The 25,104-nt window shown below is 40.4% G+C and carries 22 protein-coding genes; 4 read left to right on the top strand and 18 right to left on the bottom strand.

Features of this window, described 5'->3' with window-relative positions:
• Positions 1-2: 2 nt before the first annotated feature.
• Positions 3-1,604: a BACON domain-containing protein gene (locus tag K333_RS0110655; RefSeq protein ID WP_027452690.1), complete on the top strand. Its 1,602-nt coding sequence runs from the start codon at positions 3-5 to the stop codon at positions 1,602-1,604.
• A 96-nt stretch (positions 1,605-1,700) separates the two neighbouring features.
• Positions 1,701-2,033 (top strand): cupin domain-containing protein, encoded by a 333-nt coding sequence (locus tag K333_RS0110660; RefSeq protein WP_024990043.1) that lies wholly within the window; start codon positions 1,701-1,703, stop codon positions 2,031-2,033.
• A 121-nt stretch (positions 2,034-2,154) separates the two neighbouring features.
• On the opposite strand, the gene K333_RS0110665 is transcribed toward K333_RS0110660, so the two are convergent.
• The 15 genes from K333_RS0110665 to K333_RS0110735 all read right to left on the bottom strand — a co-directional run bounded on the left by K333_RS0110665 (position 2,155) and on the right by K333_RS0110735 (position 18,746).
• Positions 2,155-3,852: an AAA family ATPase gene (locus tag K333_RS0110665; RefSeq protein ID WP_051230980.1), complete on the bottom strand. Its 1,698-nt coding sequence runs from the start codon at positions 3,850-3,852 to the stop codon at positions 2,155-2,157.
• Between the two features lie 61 nt (positions 3,853-3,913).
• Positions 3,914-6,496, bottom strand: coding sequence for a transglycosylase domain-containing protein (locus K333_RS0110670; RefSeq protein WP_027452691.1), 2,583 nt, complete (start codon positions 6,494-6,496; stop codon positions 3,914-3,916).
• A 35-nt stretch (positions 6,497-6,531) separates the two neighbouring features.
• A complete protein-coding gene (gene miaA / locus K333_RS0110675; protein WP_027452692.1) occupies positions 6,532-7,443 on the bottom strand; it encodes a tRNA (adenosine(37)-N6)-dimethylallyltransferase MiaA in 912 nt (303 codons plus the stop codon).
• Positions 7,444-8,217 carry an acyl-ACP--UDP-N-acetylglucosamine O-acyltransferase gene (gene lpxA, locus K333_RS0110680; protein WP_024990045.1) on the bottom strand — a complete coding sequence of 258 codons (774 nt, stop codon included), beginning with the start codon at positions 8,215-8,217 and terminating at the stop codon, positions 7,444-7,446. It abuts the gene before it with no gap.
• A gap of 6 nt (positions 8,218-8,223) precedes the next feature.
• Entirely contained in the window at positions 8,224-9,609 is a 1,386-nt protein-coding gene (locus K333_RS0110685) for a bifunctional UDP-3-O-[3-hydroxymyristoyl] N-acetylglucosamine deacetylase/3-hydroxyacyl-ACP dehydratase (RefSeq protein ID WP_027452694.1), read from the bottom strand.
• A 13-nt stretch (positions 9,610-9,622) separates the two neighbouring features.
• Entirely contained in the window at positions 9,623-10,669 is a 1,047-nt protein-coding gene (lpxD, locus tag K333_RS0110690; protein ID WP_024990046.1) for a UDP-3-O-(3-hydroxymyristoyl)glucosamine N-acyltransferase, read from the bottom strand.
• A 46-nt stretch (positions 10,670-10,715) separates the two neighbouring features.
• On the bottom strand, positions 10,716-11,936 hold the full coding sequence (locus tag K333_RS0110695) for an HD domain-containing protein (RefSeq protein ID WP_024990047.1): 1,221 nt from the start codon (positions 11,934-11,936) through the stop codon (positions 10,716-10,718).
• Between the two features lie 5 nt (positions 11,937-11,941).
• Positions 11,942-12,763 (bottom strand): orotidine-5'-phosphate decarboxylase, encoded by an 822-nt coding sequence (gene pyrF, locus K333_RS0110700; RefSeq protein WP_024990048.1) that lies wholly within the window; start codon positions 12,761-12,763, stop codon positions 11,942-11,944.
• Entirely contained in the window at positions 12,763-12,906 is a 144-nt protein-coding gene (locus K333_RS13365) for a hypothetical protein (RefSeq protein ID WP_169714162.1), read from the bottom strand. Before K333_RS13365 ends, pyrF begins: the two co-directional genes overlap by 1 nt.
• A 21-nt stretch (positions 12,907-12,927) precedes the next feature.
• Complete coding sequence (gene prfA / locus K333_RS0110710) at positions 12,928-14,040, bottom strand: peptide chain release factor 1 (protein WP_024990049.1); 1,113 nt, start codon at positions 14,038-14,040, stop codon at positions 12,928-12,930.
• Between the two features lie 28 nt (positions 14,041-14,068).
• Positions 14,069-15,232, bottom strand: coding sequence for an AIR synthase-related protein (locus tag K333_RS0110715; RefSeq protein WP_027452695.1), 1,164 nt, complete (start codon positions 15,230-15,232; stop codon positions 14,069-14,071).
• Between the two features lie 7 nt (positions 15,233-15,239).
• Positions 15,240-15,986 carry a shikimate dehydrogenase family protein gene (locus K333_RS0110720; RefSeq protein ID WP_024990050.1) on the bottom strand — a complete coding sequence of 249 codons (747 nt, stop codon included), beginning with the start codon at positions 15,984-15,986 and terminating at the stop codon, positions 15,240-15,242.
• A gap of 12 nt (positions 15,987-15,998) precedes the next feature.
• A complete protein-coding gene (gene ubiE, locus K333_RS0110725) occupies positions 15,999-16,733 on the bottom strand; it encodes a bifunctional demethylmenaquinone methyltransferase/2-methoxy-6-polyprenyl-1,4-benzoquinol methylase UbiE (protein WP_024990051.1) in 735 nt (244 codons plus the stop codon).
• 8 nt (positions 16,734-16,741) lie between these two features.
• Entirely contained in the window at positions 16,742-17,692 is a 951-nt protein-coding gene (locus tag K333_RS0110730; protein ID WP_024990052.1) for a phosphoribosylaminoimidazolesuccinocarboxamide synthase, read from the bottom strand.
• A 22-nt stretch (positions 17,693-17,714) separates the two neighbouring features.
• On the bottom strand, positions 17,715-18,746 hold the full coding sequence (locus tag K333_RS0110735) for a PhoH family protein (protein WP_024990053.1): 1,032 nt from the start codon (positions 18,744-18,746) through the stop codon (positions 17,715-17,717).
• Positions 18,747-18,875: 129 nt separating this feature from the next.
• On the opposite strand from K333_RS0110735, the gene K333_RS0110740 reads away from it, so the two are divergent.
• Complete coding sequence (locus K333_RS0110740) at positions 18,876-19,715, top strand: DUF5715 family protein (RefSeq protein ID WP_024990054.1); 840 nt, start codon at positions 18,876-18,878, stop codon at positions 19,713-19,715.
• A gap of 115 nt (positions 19,716-19,830) precedes the next feature.
• Here the strand turns inward: K333_RS0110740 and glyA are convergent, their stop codons facing one another.
• The 3 genes from glyA to pyrB form a co-directional block, all read right to left on the bottom strand.
• Positions 19,831-21,111, bottom strand: coding sequence for a serine hydroxymethyltransferase (glyA, locus tag K333_RS0110745; protein WP_024990055.1), 1,281 nt, complete (start codon positions 21,109-21,111; stop codon positions 19,831-19,833).
• 141 nt (positions 21,112-21,252) lie between these two features.
• A complete protein-coding gene (gene pyrI, locus K333_RS0110750) occupies positions 21,253-21,708 on the bottom strand; it encodes an aspartate carbamoyltransferase regulatory subunit (protein WP_024990056.1) in 456 nt (151 codons plus the stop codon).
• 14 nt (positions 21,709-21,722) lie between these two features.
• Positions 21,723-22,679: an aspartate carbamoyltransferase gene (pyrB, locus tag K333_RS0110755; RefSeq protein ID WP_024990057.1), complete on the bottom strand. Its 957-nt coding sequence runs from the start codon at positions 22,677-22,679 to the stop codon at positions 21,723-21,725.
• Positions 22,680-22,793: 114 nt separating this feature from the next.
• Between pyrB and K333_RS0110760 the strand changes: the two genes are divergently transcribed.
• Positions 22,794-25,103, top strand: a complete 2,310-nt coding sequence (locus K333_RS0110760) for a transglycosylase domain-containing protein (RefSeq protein ID WP_027452696.1) — start codon at positions 22,794-22,796, stop codon at positions 25,101-25,103.
• Position 25,104: the final 1 nt, after the last annotated feature.

A 25,104-nucleotide genomic window follows, 5' to 3' on the forward strand; every position in this document is an offset into this window, starting at 1 on the left:
TAATGAAAATTAAATATATTCTTCCAACACTTCTTGCACTTCTTACGATGTTGGTAAGTTGTTCTAATGAAGAGGAAATGGGATGTCTTGATGGCATTCAGGTTTCTAAGTCTATTGTAGCTATTCCTGTTGATGGTGGAAGCACTGAAATTACAATCAAAGCTGCTGGTGACTGGAAACTGGAAAGAGCTATTCCAAGTGATCTAACTAAGAATTTGGCTAAAGCCAAGACTGAGGCAGACCGTGAGAAAGCTCAGAAAGCGATTGACAATTATCTGAATTGGGTAACTGTTTCTGCTACCTCAGGTACAGCCGGTGAGACTGTTGTAACTTTCTCTGCTGATGCTATTAAAGGTAACCGTTCTGGTTTCTATAATTTAGTATGTAATGGTGAGACCCAGATCCTTCATGTTATCCAGGGTGCAGCTAAAGTAGAAAATGCTACCTGTGCTCAGGTTCTCGCTGGTGCTGATGGTAAGACTTTCCGTGTAACAGGTGCTGTTACCAAGATTAGCAATACCGTATATGGTAACTGGTATATCAAAGATGAGACTGGTGAAGTATATGTATATGGTACTCTTGATAAGAATGGCGCTACAAAGAACTTCTCAAGCCTTGGTCTTGAGGAAGGTGATGTTGTAACAATCGAAGGTCCTAAGACTACATATAATGGTACTGTAGAACTTGTTGATGTTGCTGTAAAGAACATCAAGAAATCTGTTTTGAAGATAGATTCTATCGATGTAAATGGTGTAAAGAATGCTCCTATTGCTAAGGAGGGTGGTTATGCTACAGCCCATGTCTCTAGCAAGGGTAACATCGTATCAGTAGAAATTCCAGAGGATGCTAAGTCTTGGTTGACGATCTCTTCTGTAAAGAACAATGGTGAGTCAACAGACTTCGTATTCAAGGCTTCTGCTAATGAAAAGGGTGCTCGTTCTGCTGAGGTAGCATTTAGTGTTACCGTTGATGGTAAGACCACCACATTGAATGGTAAAGTTTCTCAGGCCGGTGGCATTGAGGATGTTACAGTTAAGGAGTTCAATGCAGCTCCTAAAGGTGACAACTTGTATCGCCTGACAGGTATTATCTCTGGTGTCAAGAATGCTGATAAGGGTCAATTCTATATCAAGGATTATACCGGTGAAACTTATATCTATGATTTAAGCAATTTCAAAGATAAAGGTTTGAAGGTTGGAGACATCGTTACTGTTGTTGGTAAGCGCGATGAGTATAAGACTACCATTGAGATGACAAGTGCAACTCTTAGCGACAGCAAGTCGGTAGAGGCAGTCTCTATCAAGGACTTCCGCTCTAAGGCAGATTCTAAGGATACCTACTATTTGATTTCTGGTAAGATTAGCAAGTCAACAGAGGCTAATACCAAATTTGATCTTGAAAAGTATGGTAATTTTGCTTTGACTGATGAAACAGGTACAGTTTATGTTTATGGTGTACTTGCTGGTTGGGGTGGTACCAAAGGTAAACTCAAGGAACAGGGCGTTACCTTGACTGATGGTGAGAACATCACTATCATTGCAACCAAGTCTACCTATAAAGGTCTTGTAGAAGCTGTAGGTGTTTATGTTTCTACAAAGAAGTAAGATTTAATTTACTTTAGATACAATATAAAATCGGATATTCTTTAAAGTGTATCCGATTTTTTTTATACTTTTGCTTTGATTTAAACAGATTATTTTATGGTTATAGATTTTAATACTATTGAAGAAGCCAAGGTTATGGGCTTTAAGGGTGGACAGGGAGAATTGGATACCCGTAATTTTGCAGATGAAAAAGTAAAGATCATGAAAAGTGTACTTACTCCAGGCGCTTCAAGTGGAAATCATGTTCATGAGGAGAACTGCGAGGTGATGTATATCTTAGAAGGCGAAATGACTTATCATTATGATGGTCGTGTAGAAGTAGTAAAAGCCGGACAAGTACATTATTGTCCAAAGGGACATTCTCATTATTTTGAGAATCTTACAGATCAGAATGTCGTATATCTGGCAATTGTTGCAGAACATCATTAATACCGATTATATGCATGAATTTACGCAGTTAACTTCATCAACTTACGCAGTTAACTGCGTAAGCTTACATAGTTAACTGCGTTGCCTTATGTAGTTAACTTCGTAAGCCGACGTAGTTAAACTATGATAATAGTTTATTCAATCTCTTCTTGGCAAGAGTATGTTCAGGGTATAATTCCAGAGCCTTTTTATAATTCCTAATGGCAGCATCGGTCATACCTTCTTTCTCACATTCCTTTCCCATTAGAGTATATTCCACAGCAAGTTTTTTAAGGAACACCTTCTGCTGTTTCATCTCCTTCTGTAGTCTGTTGTTTTCCTCCCTTAGCTTATTTACGATGTTGAGTTCCTTGCGAATAAGTCTTTTTACGCCAGGTTTCTCAATATCATATCGACTATGGATAGCAAGGAAGAAGTTATCAAGCATTTTCTGAATATCACCCTTTCGCCAAGCCTGCATGGCATCCCAATATTGTTTATCAGCTTTGCTCTGGCTAAGAGCTGTTTTGATGATATTCAGATTATTATAATTATGTGCGAACTGCTTTACCTCGTTACGAGTAAATACCTCATTTCTGTTGATAGGCTCTTGTAAGCTTATTCCTTCGAGTGAGGTGCATCGTGATAATGCTACATAGGCTTGTCCTCCGGCAAATACGCCACCGGTAAAGTCTATCTTTACCTGTTTGAAGGTTAAGCCTTGACTCTTATGTACAGTGATAGCCCATGCCAATCTTATAGGATACTGTTCATACCTACCGATTTCCTCCTCTTCAATTTTCTTTTCAGTTTCGTTGAAGTGATACCTCATGTTGCTCCATGTAGCCTCTTCCACGATGATGTCATCACCTTCCTCCGTCTTTACATAGATTTTAGCACCCTCGTTTTCGTCCATATCAAAGCCCGTGATGGTGCCCAGCGTTCCATTCACGAATTGATGGTTGATATCATTTTTGACGAACATAACCTGTGCACCGACTTTCAGATATAAATCTATTGGTGCAGGAAGACTGCTCTCCGGAAATTCTCCCTCTATGTTGCCATGGAATAATTGTAAATCACCTTCGAGCTGATCAAGCTGATTCTTATTAATATAATCGGCCGTGTCCCTTCTGGTGGACAATGTAATAGACAGTTTGCTATCCTCAGAGCTTAAGTCTGCTCCAACTCGGCTATTGAGCATTTTCAGATCATTATTTTCTACATTTGATGTACGAATATGGTCTAAAATGTTGATAAACAGAGGATCAGTCTGTCGGTATACCTTTTTCAGTTCGATACTGACTAGTTGAAAGTGCTGGAATATCTTCGCATTGAAGAAAAAGTTAGACTGGTAGAAGGGAGTAAGTAGTTTCCTGTCTTCTTCCTTTACGACGGGTTCTAACTGGTATATATCTCCTACAAGCAGAAGCTGTTTGCCACCGAACGGTTCTCGCATCTTCTGACAATACACTCGCAGTACCTTGTCGATGAAGTCGATGATGTCTGCTCTGACCATACTGATCTCATCAATAATGATTAGTTCAAGTTCTTTGAGAATCTTAATCTTCTCACTATTGTATTTCAGTGTTTTTCGGATATTCCTGATAGAATATCTGCTGTCATTGGGTAGGAGAGGGTAAAAAGGCAACTTAAAGAAACTGTGCAGCGTTACACCACCGGCATTGATAGCAGCAATGCCCGTAGGAGCGAGTATGACATTCTTCTTTTTGGTTGTAGCAGCGATATAGCGCAGAAACGTTGATTTACCCGTCCCTGCCTTTCCTGTTAGAAAGAGCGAGCGACGGGTAAACTGAATAACTTGGAGTGCATTTTGCAACTCCAAGTTTTCTATATCGATTTTCTTTATTTCGTTTTTCTCTTCAATCACTTTGGTGTGATTAGAGGTCGTCCAAAGTTACAGTCTGTTGAGTAGGGTGGTGCTTCTTTTCTTTCTTTTTATCAGTACCACTATCAGTAGGTTTCTTTGTTGTAGAATTAGATGAACTTGGAGTGAAGTTATCTGTTGTACTCTCAGACTCTGTAGACTTTGTTACAGGGTTTCCGTTATCATCCAAAACAATTTCTTCGGATGTAACAACTGTAGAATCTACAGGTTCTGCATCCTTCTTAACAGGAGCTACCCATGGTTGACATGTATACATATCACTCGTAATATCCTCATCTGTAGGTTTAGACCATTTCCCGTGATATTGCTTGAATTCAGGGTCTGCCATGACTGAATGAATGAAATATCCACAAATTGGTAATGCTGTCTTAGAACCTTGTCCTAAAGCACCTGTTCGGAAGTGTATAGATCGGTATTCACCTCCGACCCATGCTCCTACAACAAGATGCGGACTGACGCCCATAAACCATGCATCAGAATGATTGTTAGAGGTTCCTGTTTTACCACCCCAATCGGTGTCACGGAAAGAATTTCCTGCGTATTCTGCTGATGACATGCTTACAGAAGTTCCTCCTGCATCATGAGTTCCGGCTTTTAGCATTTCTTGCATCAAGAAAGCACTCTTCAATGGGATGACCTGCTCATCAGTTGTAGGTCCTGTGTATACTTCTTTTCCATCCTGGTCAACAATGCGAGTAACCAAAACAGGGTCATGATGCTTTCCATTGTCTGCGATTACACAATATGCGTTTACCATTTCAAGCAAGTTGACATCGCATGAGCCCAAAGCTAGTGAAGGCTGATCATCCAGAGGACTCTTGATACCCATAGCCTGTGCTGTCTCGATGATTCTCTTGATACCCATTTCCTGTCCCAAACGGACGGCAACAGAGTTGATGCTTCGTGCAAATGCACTTCTTAGTGGCATACTATCTCCGGAGAAAGAACCATTGGCATTACTAGGAGTCCAAGTGGTCATCTCATGTTTCTTCTTGTCATATACCTGCATAGAGATATACTCGTCTCGGCGCTTATCACAAGGCGTCAAGCCTTGGTTCATAGCCTCAGTATATACGAAGAGTTTGAATGTAGAACCAGGTTGGCGCATGGCAGTAGCCTTGTCATATTTCCACTGGTCAAAGTCGATGTCACCGACCCATGCTTTTACAGCACCAGTTTGAGGTTCCATAGCGACCATAGCACAATGCATGAAAGTCGTCATGTATTTGATGGAATCCTCTGAGGTCATGTTCTTGATGACTGTACCCTTGTCGTAATCAAATACCTTGACAGGATGAACCCATTCTTTATAGTAATATTTTACAGAATCAGGGTTGTTAGGATATTTTGCAAGTAAGGCCTTATAGAAAGGCTGGCGTTCAGCTATTCCTTGGATAAAGTTAGGAATGGTTTGTCCATTCTCATCTATCCATGGCTCTTGTCTCAGCCAATTGCTACTTTGGTTTCTATAAATAGACCAATGATTATCAAAGTTCTTCTGAACTTGTTTCATCTGTTTGCGAGCTGCGTCCTCTGCATATTTCTGCAAACGTGTATCTATAGTCGTATAAATCTTGAGACCGCTAGAGTAAAGGTCGTATCCATTCTCCTGACACCAATCCTTTAGATAATCAGCAACAGCCTCACGGAAATATTTAGCTTGTCCGTCATAGTTTTCTTCTACCTTGAAGTCCAACTTAAGAGGAATTTCTTTCAAAGAATCACATTCCGATCTTGTCAAATCTCCGTGGGTAAGCATATTGTTCAGTACCACATTACGGCGTTTCAAACTGTTCTCAGGATTTGACTTTGGATTGTAATATGATGTAGCTTTCAACATTCCAACAAGGACAGCAGCCTGTTCTGTGGTCATGTCCTTAGGGGTCGTGTTGAAATATGTCTTTGCTGCGGTCTTGATTCCGTATGCGTTAGAACCAAAATCTACGGTATTCGCATACATCGTGATGATTTCTTTCTTGCTATATACGGTTTCCAGTTTTGTAGCAATGATCCATTCCTTACTCTTGACGATAAGAATCTTAAGTCCTGGTATCTTACCCAATAAACCTGTAGAGTATTGTGAACGTACTCGGAACATATTCTTTGCCAACTGCTGTGTGATGGTAGAAGCACCACGACCTTCATGATGGGTGACAGCGTCTTTAACAGCACCAAAGATACCAATAGGGTCAATACCAAAGTGCTTATAGAATCGCTCATCCTCGGTGTCTACCAAGGCATGGAAGAAGGCTGGATTCACTTCTTCATATTTTACAGGAGTTCGGTTCTCATTAAAGTATTTGCCGATGAGTACACCATCTGCACTATATATTTCTGATGCAGAACTTGTCTGTGGATCCAGAATTCCTGAGAAATAACCAGGAGATTTACCAAATAACCAAAAAAGGTTAATATCTACTGCTCCTAAATAAAGAATAAAGGCTACGATGCAGGAAACAAAAGCAATTACCGTTTTTGTATACCAAGCACGTCCTTGATACAATCCTTTATACCATGGCCAGAATTTGCGAGCTTTGTCCCAACTCCAGCTTAATATGCTTTTTATTTTGTTCATATTATTATATGATAGTATATTTCACGCAAATTTACCTATTTATTTGTTATCTGCAGTGTTGTATCCAGATAATTTATGATTTCTTTAATGTTATCTGGGTGAAACCATTGTATTTCTTCATCATGTTTGAACCATGTCAGTTGTTTTCGCATATAGCGTCGGGAATTAGACTGTATTTGTCTTATTGCTTCAGCCTTGTCTATTTTCGACTCAAAATAGCTGAACATCTCTTTGTAACCAACAGTGTTTAAAGAATTGAGTCCTTTTAATGGAAATACTTTTCTAGCTTCAGCTTCCAGTCCGTTTCCTATCATATCCAATACTCTTTGGTTGATCCTGTTGTAGAGCTCTTCCCGATCTCTGTTCAGACCAATCTTTATGATATTGAATGGACGTTTTTTTATTTTGTTCTTTCTAAAAGAAGTGTATGTCTTTCCTGTCATGCTGCAGATCTCAAGGGCATGGACCACTCTTCGTGGGTTCTTTCGGTCTACTACCTTCCAATGTTCAGGGTCTACTTCTTTTAATTCTTCTACTAATGCTTCCAAGCCTTCTTCTTCGAGTCGTCTTTTCATGGTTGCTCTTGTCTCTTCATCTACAGTAGGGATGTCATCGATACCTTTGCATACGGCATCAATATACATCATGCTTCCTCCTGTCAAAAGAGCAATGTCAGACTTCTGAAAAAGTTTTTCTAAGAGAATCATCGTATCTTGTTCGTACATGGAAGCAGAATAATAATCTTGGATATGATGATTCCCTACAAAGTAATGAAATACACGACGTTGTTGTTCTAGGGTCGGAGCTGCCGTACCAATTGGCAGTTCCGCAAATATTTGACGTGAATCTGCATTGATGATTGGGATGCCATAATGCTCAGCAATTTGTAAGCACAGTTCCGTTTTTCCTACTCCGGTAGGACCTAAAACAACAACGAGTGTTTTCATTTATCGAATGATTCCGCGTTTAGAACTCTCAACGAAATCGATGATATATTGAATTTCTGGAGTTATTTCTAAATTCTTCTTGATTTCCTCAATACCTTCCTTTAAGATACCCTTAGAATATAATAAGCGGTATGCTTCATGGATATTGTCGATGAGTTCTCTACTGAAACCATGGCGACGAAGCCCGACAAGGTTGACTCCACAATATTTTGTAGGCTCCTTACCTGCAATGATATAAGGTGGAATGTCTTGACTGAAACGACAGCCTCCCTGAATCATTACATAGCCACCAATACGACAGAACTGGTGACATAATACTGTTGCGCTGACGATGGCATTGTCGTCAACAACAACCTCACCGGCAAACTTTGTAGAGTTTCCGATGATTAGATGGCTTCCTAATACACAGTCATGAGCAACGTGCATATTCTCCATCAATAAGTTATTGCTTCCTACGATGGTTGTACCTTTTGATGCGGTACCTCTAGAGATAGTTACATTCTCGCGGATACTGTTGTTATCACCAATGATACAAGTTGTATCTTCTCCTCTGAATTTTAGGTCTTGTGGCTTTGTTGAGATGCTTGCACCCGGGAATATTTCGTTCCCATTTCCGATACGAGCACCATAATTTATTGTTACACTATTCTGGAATACATTATTGTCACCAATTTCTGTATTCTTGTCAATGTAACAGAATGGACCTATGATGTTATTTTCTCCTAGTTTAGCCTCAGGATGTACAAATGCTAATGGACTAATCTGATTTGACATAATGTTTTATTTATTTTTTACAATTTGTGCTGTGAATGTTGCTTCTGCCACAACATGGTCACCAACAAAAACATAACCCTTCATAGAACTGATTCCGTGACGTACAGGAGCCAATAGTTCTACCTTAAATAATAAAGTGTCTCCAGGTATGACTTTCTGACGGAATTTTACATCGTCTATCTTCATGAAATATGTAGACCAACGTTCTGGTTCTTCCAACTGATTCAAGACGAGTAACCCTCCACATTGTGCCATGGCTTCTACCTGAAGGACACCAGGCATAACAGGTTCTTCAGGAAAGTGACCTTGGAAGAATGGTTCGTTAGCTGTTACGTTCTTTACACCAACGATTGTTGTTGGTCCCATTGCGATGACTTTGTCAACCAACTGCATTGGATAACGATGAGGAAGAAGTTGACGAATACGGATATTATCCATGATAGGTTCCTCGTTTGGATTATAGATAGGAGCCTGTATCTCATGCTTTCGAATCTCCTTACGCATCTGACGTGCAAACTTGTTGTTGATGGTATGTCCAGGACGGGTTGCAATAATGCGGCCCTTTATAGGTTTACCAATCAAAGCCATATCACCAATGATATCAAGCAACTTGTGACGTGTACATTCGTTCTCCCACATTAATGGACGATGCTGGATGTATCCCAGTTTGGTTGCATCAAGATGTGGAACTTTCAATAAGTCTGCCAGTTTGTCGAGTGTTGGCTGATCAACTTCACGCTCATAAATGACAATAGCATTGTCCATATCACCACCTTTTATCAGGTTGGCCTGAAGCAATGGCATGATGTCTCGAACAAAAACAAAGGTACGAGCTGCGGCAATTTCTGTTGCGAAATTCTCCATGTTGTCAAGGGTTGCAAACTGACTGTTGATGAATTTGCTTTCGAAAGAGCACATCGCAGTAATACTGAACTGATCTTCTGGTAAGATTGTAATAATAGAACCGGTCTCCTCGTCTTTTACTTCAATCTTATGTCTGATGATATAATAGTCCTTTTCTGCGTTTTGTTCTTCAATTCCTATTTCGTTTATCTTTTGTATATATAGTTCAGCAGAACCATCAAGGATAGGGAATTCAGGACCGTTTACTTGGATGAAACAGTTGTCGATGCCTGATGCATATAGTGCAGCCATTCCATGTTCAACGGTAGAGCAACGTGCGTCTCCCTTTGCCAATACAGTACCACGTTGAGTGTCAACAACATTTTCAGCGATTGCTTCAATGATAGGTTGCCCCTCAAGGTCTATTCGTTGAATTTTATATCCAGTATTTTCTGGGGCTGGATTGAATGTTACAGTAAGATTCAATCCTGTATGCAGTCCTTTTCCACAAAGAGAAAAACTGCCTTTGAGAGTCTTCTGTTTAGACATATCTTTTTATCCTTTATTTGTTCTTGTTTTTTAATTCTTCGATTTCCTTTTGCAATTCGTTTAATTGCTTATACATCTCTGGCAGACGACGGAATATTGCCTGAGATCTGAAATATCCCTTTGGATTCATTGGTGGTGTACCAATAAGTGTCTGATCGTCTTTGATGCTTCCTGGAGCTCCACTCTGTGCTCCAAGGAATACTTTATTTCCAATTGAGATATGACCAGCAACACCTACTTGGCCGCCAAACATACACCATTGACCGACCTTTGTAGAACCTGCGATACCAACCTGAGCAGACATGACGGTATTCTCGCCGATATCATCATTATGGGCAATTTGTACTAGGTTGTCAAGCTTGACGCCTTTTCTGATAAAGGTACTACCCATGGTAGAACGGTCGATACAGGTGTTTGCTCCAATCTCGACATCATCTTCAATGGTAACAATACCAATCTGAGGAATCTTGTCATAGCTGTTGGTTTCTGGATTTGGCGCAAAACCAAAGCCGTCGGCTCCGATGACACTTCCTGCATGGAGTGTTACTCTGTTGCCAATCTTGCAACCGTGGTAGATGGTTACGTGAGGGTAGATTGTACAGTCCTTGCCTAGTTTTACGTTGTCACCAATATATGCATTTGGATAAATCTGGCATCCGTCTTCTACGATTGCTCCATCACCGATATATGCAAAAGCACCTACGTATACGTTGTCTCCAACTTTTGCTTTAGGAGAGATAAAAGCCAATGAGTCAATGCCTGACTTTTTAGGATTTATGGCTTCTGAATACATTTGTAGTAGTTTTGCTACACAATCACGTGCGTCTTTTACGCGAATGATGGTAGTGGAAACAGGTTTTTCCAATTCGAGACTTGCGTCAACGAGGACAACACTCGATTTGGTTTCGTAGATATAATGAGTATATTTTGGATTTGATAGAAACGAAATCGCTCCAGGAACACCTTCTTCGATTTTTGCGAATGTATTTACAGTGGCATTCTCGTCACCTTCTACGTTGCCTTGAATAAATTGGGCAATTTGTTTTGCAGTAAATTCCATTTTAATCTTTGTTATTATTTATTTCTGCAAAGGTAGAAAAAATAAATCAAAAACGTTGATAATAGAGATAATATTTGCGTATTTTTTTTGATAGTAAGGCGACGTTTAGTAAGTCGGAGGCTTCTGCGATGTCTTTACATGTTCCGTCTTTGTAAAGAATTGTTATCTTATCATCGTTGATGTCATACATGTCTTTCTGAATGGTGCTATAGTTGATTAGATATTTGGCTTCTTCATAGGTTACACCTGCTTGCTCTGCTATTTTTTGTTGAATAGCAGTTAGTTCTTCTTCACTTATTGGCTCGTCTAAGACTTCAACTTTAAAGATATTTCTGTTTATCAAATCCGTTGCTAAAGTTGATAGTATCTTGTCTTCATGCTGCATCCATACTTTTACACTGCTCCAAATGTCATTATCATCGAGCATCTCATACATTTTCAATGCTTCTGGATGTGTGTGGAAGAATTCTGCATCTACATGGTTGTAAAGGAAATATTTTAGTTGTGGGGGACAGAATATGTCGGCACCTTGTGCTGCTAGATATTTCGCTCTAAGCAACAAATTGATGAGCACTTTTTCGCATGCTACAGCAGTCTTGTGATAGTAGACTTGCCAGTACATGAGTCTTCGAGATGTAAGATAATTTTCTATCGAATATATTCCTTTCGATTCAACTACAAGGTTGTCATCGACGACGTCAAGCATCTTGATAATCCTAGCACTTCCAATGTTCCCTTCGTGTACTCCTGTAAAGAAACTGTCTCTTCGTAAATAGTCTAGTCGGTCGACGTCTAATTGACTACTGATGAGTTGATGTAGAAAACTTTTTGGATAATCATTCTTGAAGATTTTTATAGCCAGATTTAACTGTCCGTCCATCTCTTTGTTTATTTCATCCATCATCAAGAGGGAGATGTCCTCGTGAGATATACCTTGTATGAGGGTGTTTTCAAGAACATGTGAGAATGGACCGTGCCCAATATCGTGCATTAAGATGGCTGCTTCAACAGCTTCGGCTTCGCTATCAAAGATAAAGATGCCCTTTTGCTGGAGCGAAAGAATAGCTTCGCTCATCAAATGGAATGCTCCAATAGAGTGCTGAAAGCGCGTGTGTTGTGCGCCAGGGTAAACGACGGAGGCAAGACCATTTTGCTTGATTCTCGTCAGTCTCTGCATAAGTGGATGCTTTACAATATTGTAGAGTAGACCACGAGGAATTTTTATGAACCCAAATACTGGGTCGCTAATGATCTTGCTGTCGTTCATAGGCTTTATTTTTTCGAAAGTTCTACTTCCATCTGTTGCTGCAAACTTTTTGCTTTTTCTGCCGCAGCTGTAGCAAAGTCTTCGCCATTGCTTGCATAGATGATGCCTCGGCTGGAGTTTACCAGTAGTCCACAGTCTTTGATCATACCATATTTACAAACTTCCTGTAAACTTCCGCCTTGTGCTCCTACACCTGGTACTAATAGGAAATGATTAGGTGCGCACTTTCTGATGTCCTTAAACATTTCACCTTGAGTTGCACCTACAACATACATCATATTTTCATCATTTCCCCATTCTTGTGACTTTCTGAGAACCTTTTCGAAGAGTCTTTCGCCGTCTTTGTCCTCAGTAAGTTGAAAGTCATGGCTACCTTGATTACTTGTCAGTGCAAGTAAGATGACCCATTTACCATCATATTCCAAGAATGGTTTTACACTATCTTCACCCATATATGGAGCAACAGTCAATGCATCCAGATTATACTCCTCGAAGAAGGTTTGCGCATACATTTTTGACGTATTACCGATATCCCCACGTTTTGCGTCAGCAATAATAAAGTGGTGAGGATAAGATTCTTTCAGATAATTGATGGTTTGTTCAAATGCGCTCATACCTTTTAATCCATAGCATTCATAAAATGCCAGGTTTGGCTTGTATGCTACACAGTATGGGGCGGTAGCATCAATGATCGCCTTGTTGAACTTGAAGATACCGTTCTCATCATCCTTTAGATGTGCAGGCATCTTATTTATATCAGTATCTAGGCCTACACAAAGGAATGTCTTTTTACTGAAAATCTGATTGATTAACTCTTTTCTATTCATTATTTAGGTGTTTCTGTTTTGGGTACTTCTTTCCTCCTATCAGGATTCTTTTTCAAGGAAACTTGGAGTTTCATGAAGTCTTCAGCCTGTATAGTCTTCTCCTCCTCTTCGTCATCTTTCTTTTTAGTATACAGTAATCCCATAACATTTAATGATTATATTATTTATAATTCACTTTCCTTCAATTTCTCAGCATTTTCAGCTACAGTCAATGCATCGATCATGTCCTGAATATCACCATTTAAGAATCCGTTGAGATCATGGGTTGTATATCCAATACGATGATCGGTCACACGACCTTGAGGGAAATTGTATGTTCTGATTTTTGCAGAACGGTCACCAGTTGATACCAGACTCTTACGACGACTTGCGATGTCATCTACATATTTTTGATGTTCGCGGTCGTGAATGAAAGTATAAAGTCGGCTTAATGCACGCTCCTTATTCTTAGGTTGGTCACGTGTTTCTGTACATTCGATGAGGATTTCCTCAACTTCACCGGTGTTTGGATTCTTCCAAGGGTAGCGAAGACGAACTCCAGATTCAACCTTGTTCACATTCTGTCCACCAGCTCCACTACTACGGAAAGTATCCCATTTAATGTCGCCTTCGTTGATGTTGACCTCAAACTTGTCAGCTTCAGGAAGTACAGCAACAGTTGCTGCGGATGTATGCATACGACCTTGGGTTTCTGTTGCAGGAACACGTTGAACGCGATGTACTCCACTTTCGTATTTCAGAACGCCATACACACCTTCGCCACTTATAGCACAGTCGATTTCCTTAAATCCACCGACAGCACCTTCAGATACAGATGTGATACTTAAATTCCAGCCCTTTTTATCGCAATATTTTTTATACATGTTGAATAAATCACCTGCAAAAAGAGCTGCTTCATCGCCACCGGCACCAGCACGAATTTCCATCTGAACATTCTTGGCATCTTCAGGATCTTTTGGTACCAGTGCAATCTTAATTTCTTCCTCGAGTTTTGGCTGGAGTTCTTCATTAGCTGACAACTCTTCACGAGCCATCTCTTTCATGTCAGGATCGCTTTCGTTGGCAAGGATATCCTTTGCTTCCTTAATACTGTTTAAGCATGTAATATAACGCTTGCGAGCCTCCATTACATCACTTAATTCCTTGTATTCCCTTGTCAACTTTACATAGCGTTGCTGATCGGCTATCACGCTAGGGTCGGTAATCAATGTTGATACCTCCTCGAAGCGAGCCTCCAAGCCATCTAATTTTTGTAATATGCTATTGTTATCTGGCATACTTTGTAAATTTGTATTATAATTAATTTTAATAATCGAACGTTCCGAATTCGCTCTTGATGGTTAATGAGCGTTTGCCTTCCTCAATATGACCTACAACCTGAGCATCAATGTTGAAACTCTTACTAATCGCGATTACTTTTTCTGCAATTTCTGGGCGAACATATATCTCCATTCTGTGTCCCATGTTGAAGACCTGATACATTTCCTTCCAATCTGTTCCACTACAATCATGGATAGCCTTGAAGAGTGGAGGTATTGGGAACATGTTGTCTTTAACGACTTTGCAGTTTTCACCAACAAAGTGGAGAACTTTGGTCTGAGCTCCACCGGTACAGTGTACCATTCCATGAATTTCAGAACGTAGTTCATCGAGAATCTTCTTGATGACCGGAGCATAGGTGCGAGTTGGAGAAAGTACCAACTGACCAGCATTTACAGGACTTTCTTCCACCTCATCAGTAAGTCTGTATTTACCACTATATACTAATTCATTTGGTACAGCGTGGTCAAAACTTTCTGGATATTTCTCTGCTAAATATTTAGCAAATACATCATGACGTGCACTGGTCAATCCATTACTTCCCATACCGCCATTGTATCTCTTTTCATATGTGGCCTGTCCTGTAGAACTCAATCCTACAATAACATCACCAGGACGAATGTTAGCATTGTTGATAACATCACTTCTTTTCATGCGGCTTGTTACAGTAGAATCTACAATAATAGTTCTTACCAAGTCGCCGACGTCGGCAGTCTCTCCACCTGTAGGGTAGATACCCACGCCCATATCTCTTAATTCTGCCAATAACTCATCTGTACCATTGATAATGGCAGAGATTACCTCACCGGGAACAAGCATCTTGTTTCGCCCGATGGTTGAACTTACTAAGATGTTGTCGACAGCTCCCACGCAGAGAAGGTCATCCGTGTTCATTACGATAGCATCCTGAGCGATACCTTTCCAAACACTCAAGTCGCCTGTTTCTTTCCAGTACATGTATGCTAAAGAAGACTTTGTTCCAGCTCCGTCAGCATGCATGATGTTACAATACTCAGGATCACCGCCCAAGATATCTGGGATAATCTTGCAGAAAGCCTGAGGGAAGATACCTTTATCTATGTTTTTGATGGCGTTGTGCACATCCTCTTTTGCAGCGGATACACCGCGCATCATATAACGATTGTTCATATTCTATTTATTCTTTTCCTTTCCAAAAATCCCAGCTGGCAAAAGCCTGTAGAAGTAGCATCTCGAGACCATTTTTTACAGTAGCACCTTGTTCTGCTCCTTTTCTCATAAATAGAGTCTGATCAGGATTGTAGATCAAGTCGTAGAGGAGAGTATGAGTGTCCATTGCCTCGTAAGGTAATAATGGACATTCATCAGCATGTGGATACATGCCAACAGGTGTACAGTTTACGATTACATTATATTCCTTGATGATCTCAGGAGTAATCTTTTCGTATTGTATCGTATTCTCTCGTTCAAATCTACTAACAAACAGAGTTTCCAAACCTAAAGACTTGAGTCCATAGTTTATAGCTTTGGAGGCACCACCAGTGCCTAGGATCAAAGCTTTCTTGTGGCATGGCTCCAGCATAGGTTCAATGCTTCGTGTAAAACCGATAACGTCGCTATTGTAACCTTTTAATACAACTTTGTTGCCTTTATGGGTTACCTTAACGACATTTACAGCGCCTATAGCTCGTGCCTCAGGACTTACAGAATCCAGATAACTGATTACCTTTTCTTTATATGGAATCGTGACATTAAATCCCTGAAGCTCAGGGTTAGAGTCTATCACTTCAGGAAGATTCTGAATGTTAGGAATTTCGAAGTTGATATATTTAGCAGATATACCCTCATTCTCGAATTTCTCGTTAAAATAGTTCTTCGAGAAAGAATGTCCTAATGGGTATCCTATTAATCCATATTTTTCCATAAACTTATGATTTTATTTAGTGGCAAAATACATTGTGCAGATTCCAAAAGTTAGGCGTTTGAATTTTGCCTCCGTAAATCCTGCTTTCTTTAATACTTCCACCATGGTCTCTCCTTGAGGGAAAGCTTCGATGGTTGCCGTAAGATAGTTATATGCACTTTGGTCTTTCGATATCAATTTACCGTATAATGGTAATATTGTGTGGGAATAGATTTTGAAAAGTTGGTGCATTGGAAAACTTACAGGTTGAGATAATTCGACGATACTTAGATGCCCGCCCTTCTTTAGAACACGACACATCTCCTTTAAACCTTTGTCCAAGTCTTGGAAGTTTCTAATTCCGAAAGCTGCTGTTATCGCATCGAAACTTTCATCCTCGAAAGTCAGGTTCAGACAGTCTTCTTTCTGAAATGAAATGATATGGTTCAGTTTCATCTTGTCAACTTTTTCCCGTCCGATATTCATCATTCCTTCTGAAATATCGGCACCGATGAGTTGACTTGGTTGTAGCATTTGAGCTGATAGGATAGCGAAGTCGCCAGTACCAGTGGCGATGTCGAGGATTCGCTTTGGCTTATAAGGAGCCAATTGCCTGATAGCCTTTTTGCGCCATCCTTTGTCGATATCCCATGATAGGCGATGGTTAAGCGTATCATAGGTAGGGGCGATGTTATCAAACATCTCCTCTACCAATTTTCCTTTATCACCTTCGCCCCCATAGGGCTTTATCTTTTCCTGTTCGTACATGTTATTGATTACTTGCGAGTAGCAAGATAGTTCTTTACATTATTTTCGATTCGAGTAGCGATATCGCCATCTTCTGTAGCCTTATCAAACTTTTCGCCAGTGATGTGCTCATACAGTTCAATGTAACGTTCGCTTACACTTTCTGCATATTCATCAGTAATCTCTGGCATAGTCTGTCCAGGTTCATTCATAAAGTTATGTTCGATAAGCCATTGACGTACAAATTCCTTTGAGAGCTGCTTCTGAGGTTCTCCTTTAGCGAATTTCTCCTCATAGCCATCAGCATAGAAGTAACGACTAGAATCTGGAGTATGGATTTCATCGATAAGGTAAACCTTTCCATCTCGCTTGCCAAACTCATATTTTGTGTCGACTAGGATCAAACCCTGTTTAGCAGCGATTTCCTGTCCACGTGCAAAAAGCTTACGAGTATAGTCCTCCATTACAGCATAATCCTCAGCACTAACAATACCCTGCTTGATGATTTCCTCCTTAGAGATATTCATGTCATGTCCCTCATCAGCTTTTGTGGTAGGAGTGATAATAGGTTCAGGGAAACGCTGATTCTCCTTCATACCATCAGGTAATTTGACGCCACAAAGTTCGCGGCAACCATTTTTGTACTCACGCCATGCAGAACCTGTGAGGATAGAGCGGATAATCATCTCAACGCGGAAACCTTCACATTTCAGTCCGACTGTTACCATTGGATCTGGTGTAGCCAATTTCCAGTTAGGACAGATGTCTGATGTTAGGTCAAGGAACTTAGCTGCGATTTGGTTGAGTACTTGTCCCTTGAAAGGAATACCTTTAGGTAGAACAACGTCGAATGCAGAAATTCTGTCGGTTGCAACCATGACCATCAAGTCATCGTTAATGTCATAAACGTCACGTACCTTACCGTGGTAAACACTTTTCTGTCCATCAAAATGGAAATCAGTCTTAGTCAATGCTTTCATTTTAGTTTTATATTATTAAATCCTAATTCTTTGTTGTCGTACTCTTTTCGATATAAGGAATTGAGTTTTTGTGAGAATTTTCTCTCTCAAGTTTACGTGTTTCCTTTTCCTCCTCTATTTTCTTATCGTAGGCATCGTAGGCATTAACGATTCGCGTGACGAGTTTATGTCTGACGATATCCTTCTGACCTAAGTTGATAATGGAGATACCTTCTATCTTCTTGAGAATTTTGAGAGCTTCCTTCAGTCCGCTTTTTTGTTCTCTAGGAAGGTCAATCTGCGTCATATCTCCAGTAATTATCATTTTAGTATTCCATCCCATTCTGGTTAGGAACATCCTGATTTGTTGTGGAGTTGTATTTTGAGCTTCGTCGAGGATTACGACGGCGTCGCTTAGAGTTCTACCACGCATGAAGGCGAGTGGGGCAATCTGGATGATATGTTTCTCCATCATGTCTTGCAGTTTTACCGCTGGTATCATATCTTCCAAGGCATCGTATAGCGGTTGCAGATATGGATCGATTTTATCTTTCATGTCACCAGGGAGGAAACCAAGTTTCTCACCGGCTTCTACAGCAGGGCGTGAGAGAATAATCTTTTTAGCTTGCTTTTCTTTCAGAGCCTTAACGGCGAGAGCTATACTGAGATAAGTCTTTCCTGTTCCGGCAGGGCCGACGGCAAACATCATGTCACTCTTTTCAAAGGCATCAATTAGTTTTTGTTGATTCTCGCTCCTACTTTTTATAGGGCGTCCGGAAATACTATATACCAATACACCTTTTGCTGCATCAGCTTTTGTCTTTTTTCCTTTGGCGATGTCGAGAATATCTTCGTCATTGATAGTGTTAAACTTGATGACATGTTTCCGCATGCTTTCAATGTCTTCCTCAAATTTAGCCATTTCTTCTTCATCTCCAAGCACGCGTAGAACGTTGTCTCTGGCTACGATGCGTAATTTTGGAAATAACGACTTAATCATTTGCAGATGACAGTTGTTGACACCATAAAATACTACTGGGTCAATATCCTCTAATACAATATGTTTCTCTATCAATGTACTACTTTAAAAACTGGTTTTACCTTATTTTATTAAACGCTGCAAATTTACAAAAAAATAGTGAAACTAGTCTCCTATATCTAATCTTTTTTGTACTTTTGCGCTTAAAATACACAAGAATATTAAATGAAGATTACAAAAAATACATTTCTTAAAGTTTTCTCAGCAATTGTTGTTCTCTTGTTTCTAATCAAACTGATATTTCCAGGGGTTGCCAAGAATCGAACTCCAATAGATTCAACCTCTGATTCTATAGCTGTTGATTCCGGTGCTTATGTTCTGTCTGGCAGTTCCGATACATCATCTGTTGAAGCCAATAAATCTCATACTTCAGTTTCTAAGATTTCTATTTATCAGTTTGCGCAGTCGCGTTTCTTTAATCCAGATGGATCTTTGGTTAAGAATCGTATCTATAGCGTACCTAATTTTGGGAAAACTTTCCCGGATCAGAATGATGTTCAGTTGATTGCTGCTCAGCAATTTGGTGTAAAGCCTATTTTGAATCGAGATGAAGCTGTGCATCAGAAAGATAAACTGGTGTATGTAGGTAGTAATCCTTATTTCTATATTGACAAACTTCATTCGAGTATACCATATTTAGTACCTAGGGCCTCTGTCCTTCTTCAGGATATTGGTCGTAGTTTCTATGATAGTTTACAATGTAAGGGTATTCCTTTGCATAAAGTAATCATTACGAGTGTATTACGTAGTAAAGATGATGTTTCGAAGTTGCGTACTCATAATGGCAATGCAACTCAGAACTCATGTCATATGTATGGTACAACATTCGATCTTTGTTATAATCGATATAAAACGGTTGAAGCCCCGGGGAAACCTCGTAGAAAAGTACGGAATGATACTTTGAAATGGGTGCTCAGCGAAGTACTTCGTGATTTCCGTGAAAAGAATCGTTGCTATATCAAGTACGAAGTTCATCAGGGATGTTTCCATATCACGGTAAGATAGTTTCCTTTTATATCTTCGGGATCCCTTCGGGATTCTTTCGGGATTGATTATAAAAAGAAAGGGCTGTGTCATCATGTGATGATACAGCCCTTTTATTTAGATTTCATTTATTCACTTAATAAGCGAAGAGAGGATAATCCTTCATGGTCGTATTTACTTTTTCACGAACACGTGCGATTACCTGATCATTCTCTGGATCAGCGAGGACCTCGTCGATTAAGTCTGCAATCAGATGCATCATGTCTTCCTTTGCACCACGAGTTGTCATGGCAGCAGTACCTAAGCGGATACCGGAAGTCTGGAAGGCACTTCTCTCATCATAAGGCACTTTATTCTTGTTTACAGTGATGTCAGCAGCAACGAGAGCATTCTCAGCCAACTTACCCGTTAGGTCAGGATATTTCTGACGTAGGTCGAGTAGCATAGAATGGTTATCGGTACCACCACTTACGATACTGAAACCGTGTTCGATAAGAGAATCAGCCAATACCGCAGCATTCTTTTTCACCTGTGTAGCATATTCAATCCAAGAAGGTTCAAGGTTCTCTCCGAAAGCCACAGCTTTGGCAGCGATGACATGCTCCAGAGGACCACCCTGATTACCTGGGAATACAGCAGAGTTGAATAAAGTGCTCATTTTCTTTACGACGCCCTTCTTTGTAGTGTATCCCCAAGGGTTATCAAAGTCTTTTCCTAATAGAATAACACCACCGCGAGGACCACGAAGAGTTTTATGTGTTGTTGTTGTTACGATATGAGCATACTTTAATGGATTTTTCAGCAAACCAGCAGCGATAAGACCAGCAGGGTGTGCCATATCAATCATTAAGAGAGCACCGACCTCGTCAGCAATCTTGCGCATACGCTCATAGTCCCATTCACGGCTATAAGCAGAACCACCACCGATGATCAGTTTAGGTTTATTTTCGAGAGCCAGTCTTTCCATCTCATCGTAGTCCACACGACCAGTTTCACGGTTCAGCGTGTAACCGATGTGGTTATAGAGCATACCAGAAGTGTTTACCTCGCTACCATGTGAAAGATGACCGCCCTGGTCAAGATCCAGTCCCATGAAAGTGTCGCCTGGTTTTAGTACAGCAAGTAATACAGCCTGATTAGCCTGAGCACCAGAGTGAGGCTGAACGTTAGCATATTCTGCACCGAACAATTTCTTGACGCGTTCGATAGCGAGAGTTTCAACTTCGTCTACAACTTGACAACCACCATAGTAACGCTTACCAGGATAACCTTCAGCGTATTTGTTGGTTAGGTAAGAACCCATAGCGTTCATCACTTCGTCACTTACGAAATTCTCAGATGCGATAAGCTCCATGCCTTTAAGCTGGCGCTGATGCTCTTTCTCGATAAGATCGAAAATCTCTTGATCTCTTCTCATTTTATTAGTGTTATTTTGAAATTTAAAATCTTCCCTTAAGTAAATATGCGTGCAAATTTACATATTATTTCTAACATCTGCAAAGAAAAATATAGGAATTTATATCATTTTGTTATTTTACTGATATTTGTCTATTCAGTATTAAATCAACTCTACTTTATCAATAAATTGCTCTTTATCACAGTATCGGCATTTCAGGATACCATGAGCTTTGTCAACCACATTGAATACGGTAGGCATTGGTTCGTTGTTGGTAATACATTTAGGGTTATTACATTTCACGATACCTCTCAGTTCATCAGGGGTTTCCACCGTTTTCTTTTCTACCACCTCATAGTTTTTGATGATGTTCAGTACGATTTTAGGAGCAACCACACTTAGACGGTTCACCTCCTCATTGGTAAAGAACTTATTAGAGATTTTGATAATCCCCTTTTTGCCGACCTTTTTTGAAGGAAGGTTGAATCCTATCGTTACAGGATGAGTCTCATTCTGAAGGTTGAGCAAGTTTACGACCTGAAAAGTTTTTTCGGTCGGAATATGATCGATAACGGTTCCATTTTCAATAGCAGAAACCAATAATTCCTTATTTCCCATTTTATATGAATGCTTTAAAACTTAGAATTGATGATGGTGTCATCATTTTTGATATCGTCGAGCGTAATACCCAGACAGTAGCTATAGATAGCTTCTCGGGCATAGAGTCCATTCTTAGCCTGCTGAATATAGTAGGCATGCGGATTCTCGTCTACATCGTATGCGATTTCATTGACACGAGGTAACGGGTGCATAATCTTCATGTTAGGCTTAGCATTTCCCAGCATATCATTCTTCAGAATATAGACATTCTTTACCTTTTCGTATTCCATCAAGTCGCTGAATCTCTCTTTCTGTACGCGAGTCATATATAAGATGTCAGCATCAGCGATAATATCCTCGTTGAATTCTGTATGCTCCACATATTTAATTCCATGCTCATTGCAATATAGTTTATATTCCATAGGCATGGCCAATTCTTTAGGAGCAATAAAGTGGAAAGTTGGGTTGAAGTGTCGCATCGCCATAATCAGAGAATGAACCGTGCGACCATATTTCAAATCTCCTACAAGATAAATATTTAGATTTTCTAGTGTTCCTTGAGTTTTATATATAGAATATAAATCGAGCAGACATTGTGAAGGATGCATATGAGCACCATCTCCTGCATTAATAATAGGTATTGGTGCTACCTCGCTGGCATATTGGGCGGCTCCTTCGATGTAATGCCTCATGGCGATAACATCTGCATAATTGCTTACCATCAGTATGGTATCTTTCAATGTTTCGCCCTTAGTGGTGCTTGAGGTTTTGGCATCAGAGAAGCCGATGACACGAGCCCCTAAGCGGTTGGCTGCTGTTTGGAAACTAAGTTGAGTGCGGGTTGACGGTTCAAAGAAAAGCGTTGCTACCACTTTTCCCTTTAACAGTTCTCTGTTTGGATGTTTTTCGAACTCTTGCGCCATCTGCAGGAGATAAAGAATTTTCTCCTTCGAGAGGTCGGCAATCGTCACAAAATTATGTTTTTCCATTTATAATTTGATTGATTGTTTCGAATTCGCCTCCAAAGTTACACATAATTTTCGATTTATGAGTCTCTTTTGAGAAAAATATTGTATTTTTGCACCTTAAGAAGTAGAATTAATATGAGAAAAGCTTTCATACACTTCCTTTGGGGAGCCTTATGTATAGGAATCCTTACCATAGCGTTGGCTTTTGTAGCCATTTGGAATGGTTGGATTGGATATATGCCGGATATAGAGGATTTGCAGAATCCTATTAACCGATATGCCACTCAGGTGTATAGTTCTGACGGTAAGGTAATGGGTACATGGAATCTGAATAAGGAAAACCGTATCGTTATTCCTTATTCCAAGATGTCACCTTATCTTATTAAGGCTCTTGTGGCTACTGAGGATGAGCGTTTCTATGAGCATTCTGGTATCGACTTCCGCGCTTTAGGACGAGCTATTGTCAAGCGTGGACTGTTAGGTCAGACACATGCCGGTGGTGGAAGTACTATTACACAACAACTTGCCAAGCAGTTATATTCTGCCAAAGTTCAGACCACTTTGGAACGCTTGATGCAGAAGCCGATAGAGTGGGTGATAGCAGTAAAACTCGAGCGCACTTATACCAAAGAAGAGATACTTGCGCTTTATCTTAACTATTTTGATTTCCTGCATAATGCTGTTGGTATCAAGACCGCAGCCAACACCTATTTTAATAAAGAGCCTAAAGATTTGTCACTTATAGAGTCGGCAACATTGATAGGACTGTGCAAGAATCCTTCACTCTTCAATCCAATTCGTTATCCGGATCGTTGTCGCCAACGTCGTAATGTTGTTTTAGGACAGATGTTGAAGGCTGGTTATTTGAGTAATGCAGAGTATGAGAAATATAGTTCTCAAGAACTTGTATTGGATTTTCACCGTACAGACCATAAGGATGGTAGTGCCGTGTATTTCCGTGAGTTCCTTCGTCAATATATGATGGCCAAGAAACCAGATCTTGCCGATTATCCGTCATGGAATAAGAATCAATACACGATAGATTCAATTGCTTGGGCCTCAGACCCTTTGTATGGTTGGTGCAACAAGAATTTTAAGAGTGACGGTCAACCATATAATGTCTATACCGACGGATTGAAGGTATATACGACGATAGATTCCCGTATGCAACAGTATGCAGAGGAAGCTGTCTATCAGCATGTGGCGAAGACCCTGCAGCCAGCATTCAATCGAGAGAAGGCAGGAAAGCCATGGTCACCATTCTCAGATAAGTTGAGCGCCAAAGATATTAAAGCCATCATGAATCGTTCGATGGTTCAGAGTGAACGTTATCGCGATATGAAGGCAGCTGGTTACTCAGATGAAGAAATCCGACAGGCATTCCACACCAAGACGGATATGACCATATTTACTTATCATGGTGATATAGATACTTTGATGACACCAATGGATTCCATCCGATATTACAAGACCTTCTTGCGTTCTGGTTTTATGAGCATGGATCCAAAGACTGGCGCAGTGAAAGCATATGTCGGAGGTATAGACTACAACCATTTCATGTATGATATGGTGATGAGTGGTCGCCGTCAGGTAGGTTCTACCATCAAACCATTCCTGTATTCACTGGCTATGGAGAATGGATTCTCGCCATGTGACCTAGCTCCAAACCGTCAGCAAACCTATATGGTGGCAGGAGTGCCTTGGACACCTCGTAATGCCAGTCATGCCCGTTATGGTCAAATGGTCACTTTGAAGTGGGGATTAGCGCAGTCTAACAACTGGATATCAGCCTATCTGATGAGTAAGCTCAATCCGCAGCAATTCTTACAGAAACTTCGTGATTATGGTATCAATAATCCAGACATCCATGCTTCTATGTCTCTCTGTTTGGGACCTTGTGAAGTGTCTGTTGCAGAGATGGTGAGTGCCTATACGGCCTTTGCTAATCATGGCATTCGTTGCGCGCCTTTGTTTGTAAGTCGCATAGAGGACAATGAAGGCAATACAATAGCCAAGTTCCAGCCACGTATGAGCGAGGTGATTAGTGCCGATTGTGCCAATAAGATGCTTGTTCTCCTTCAGGGAGTTGTAGATGGAGGTACGGCCAGTCGTCTTCGTTATATGTATAACTTCAAAGGTCAGATAGGCGCCAAGACAGGAACCACGAATAATAATTCAGATGGTTGGTTTATGGGTTTCACCCCACAGCTTGTTAGTGGCTGTTGGGTAGGAGGAGAAGACCGTGACATCCATTTTGATTCTATGCATATGGGTCAGGGAGCGATGATGGCATTGCCAGTATGGGCGATATTCATGCGTAAGGTATATGCAGATCCGATGTTACCTTATCATGACGACACCAAGTTTGACATTCCTGCAGAGTATAATCCTTGTCTAAAGTCAGACTCATCCCCGTCTGATGGAATAGACGAAGTTTTTGAGTAGC

The organism is Segatella albensis DSM 11370 = JCM 12258 (assembly GCF_000426565.1).
Taxonomy (GTDB): Bacteria; Bacteroidota; Bacteroidia; order Bacteroidales; family Bacteroidaceae; genus Prevotella; species Prevotella albensis.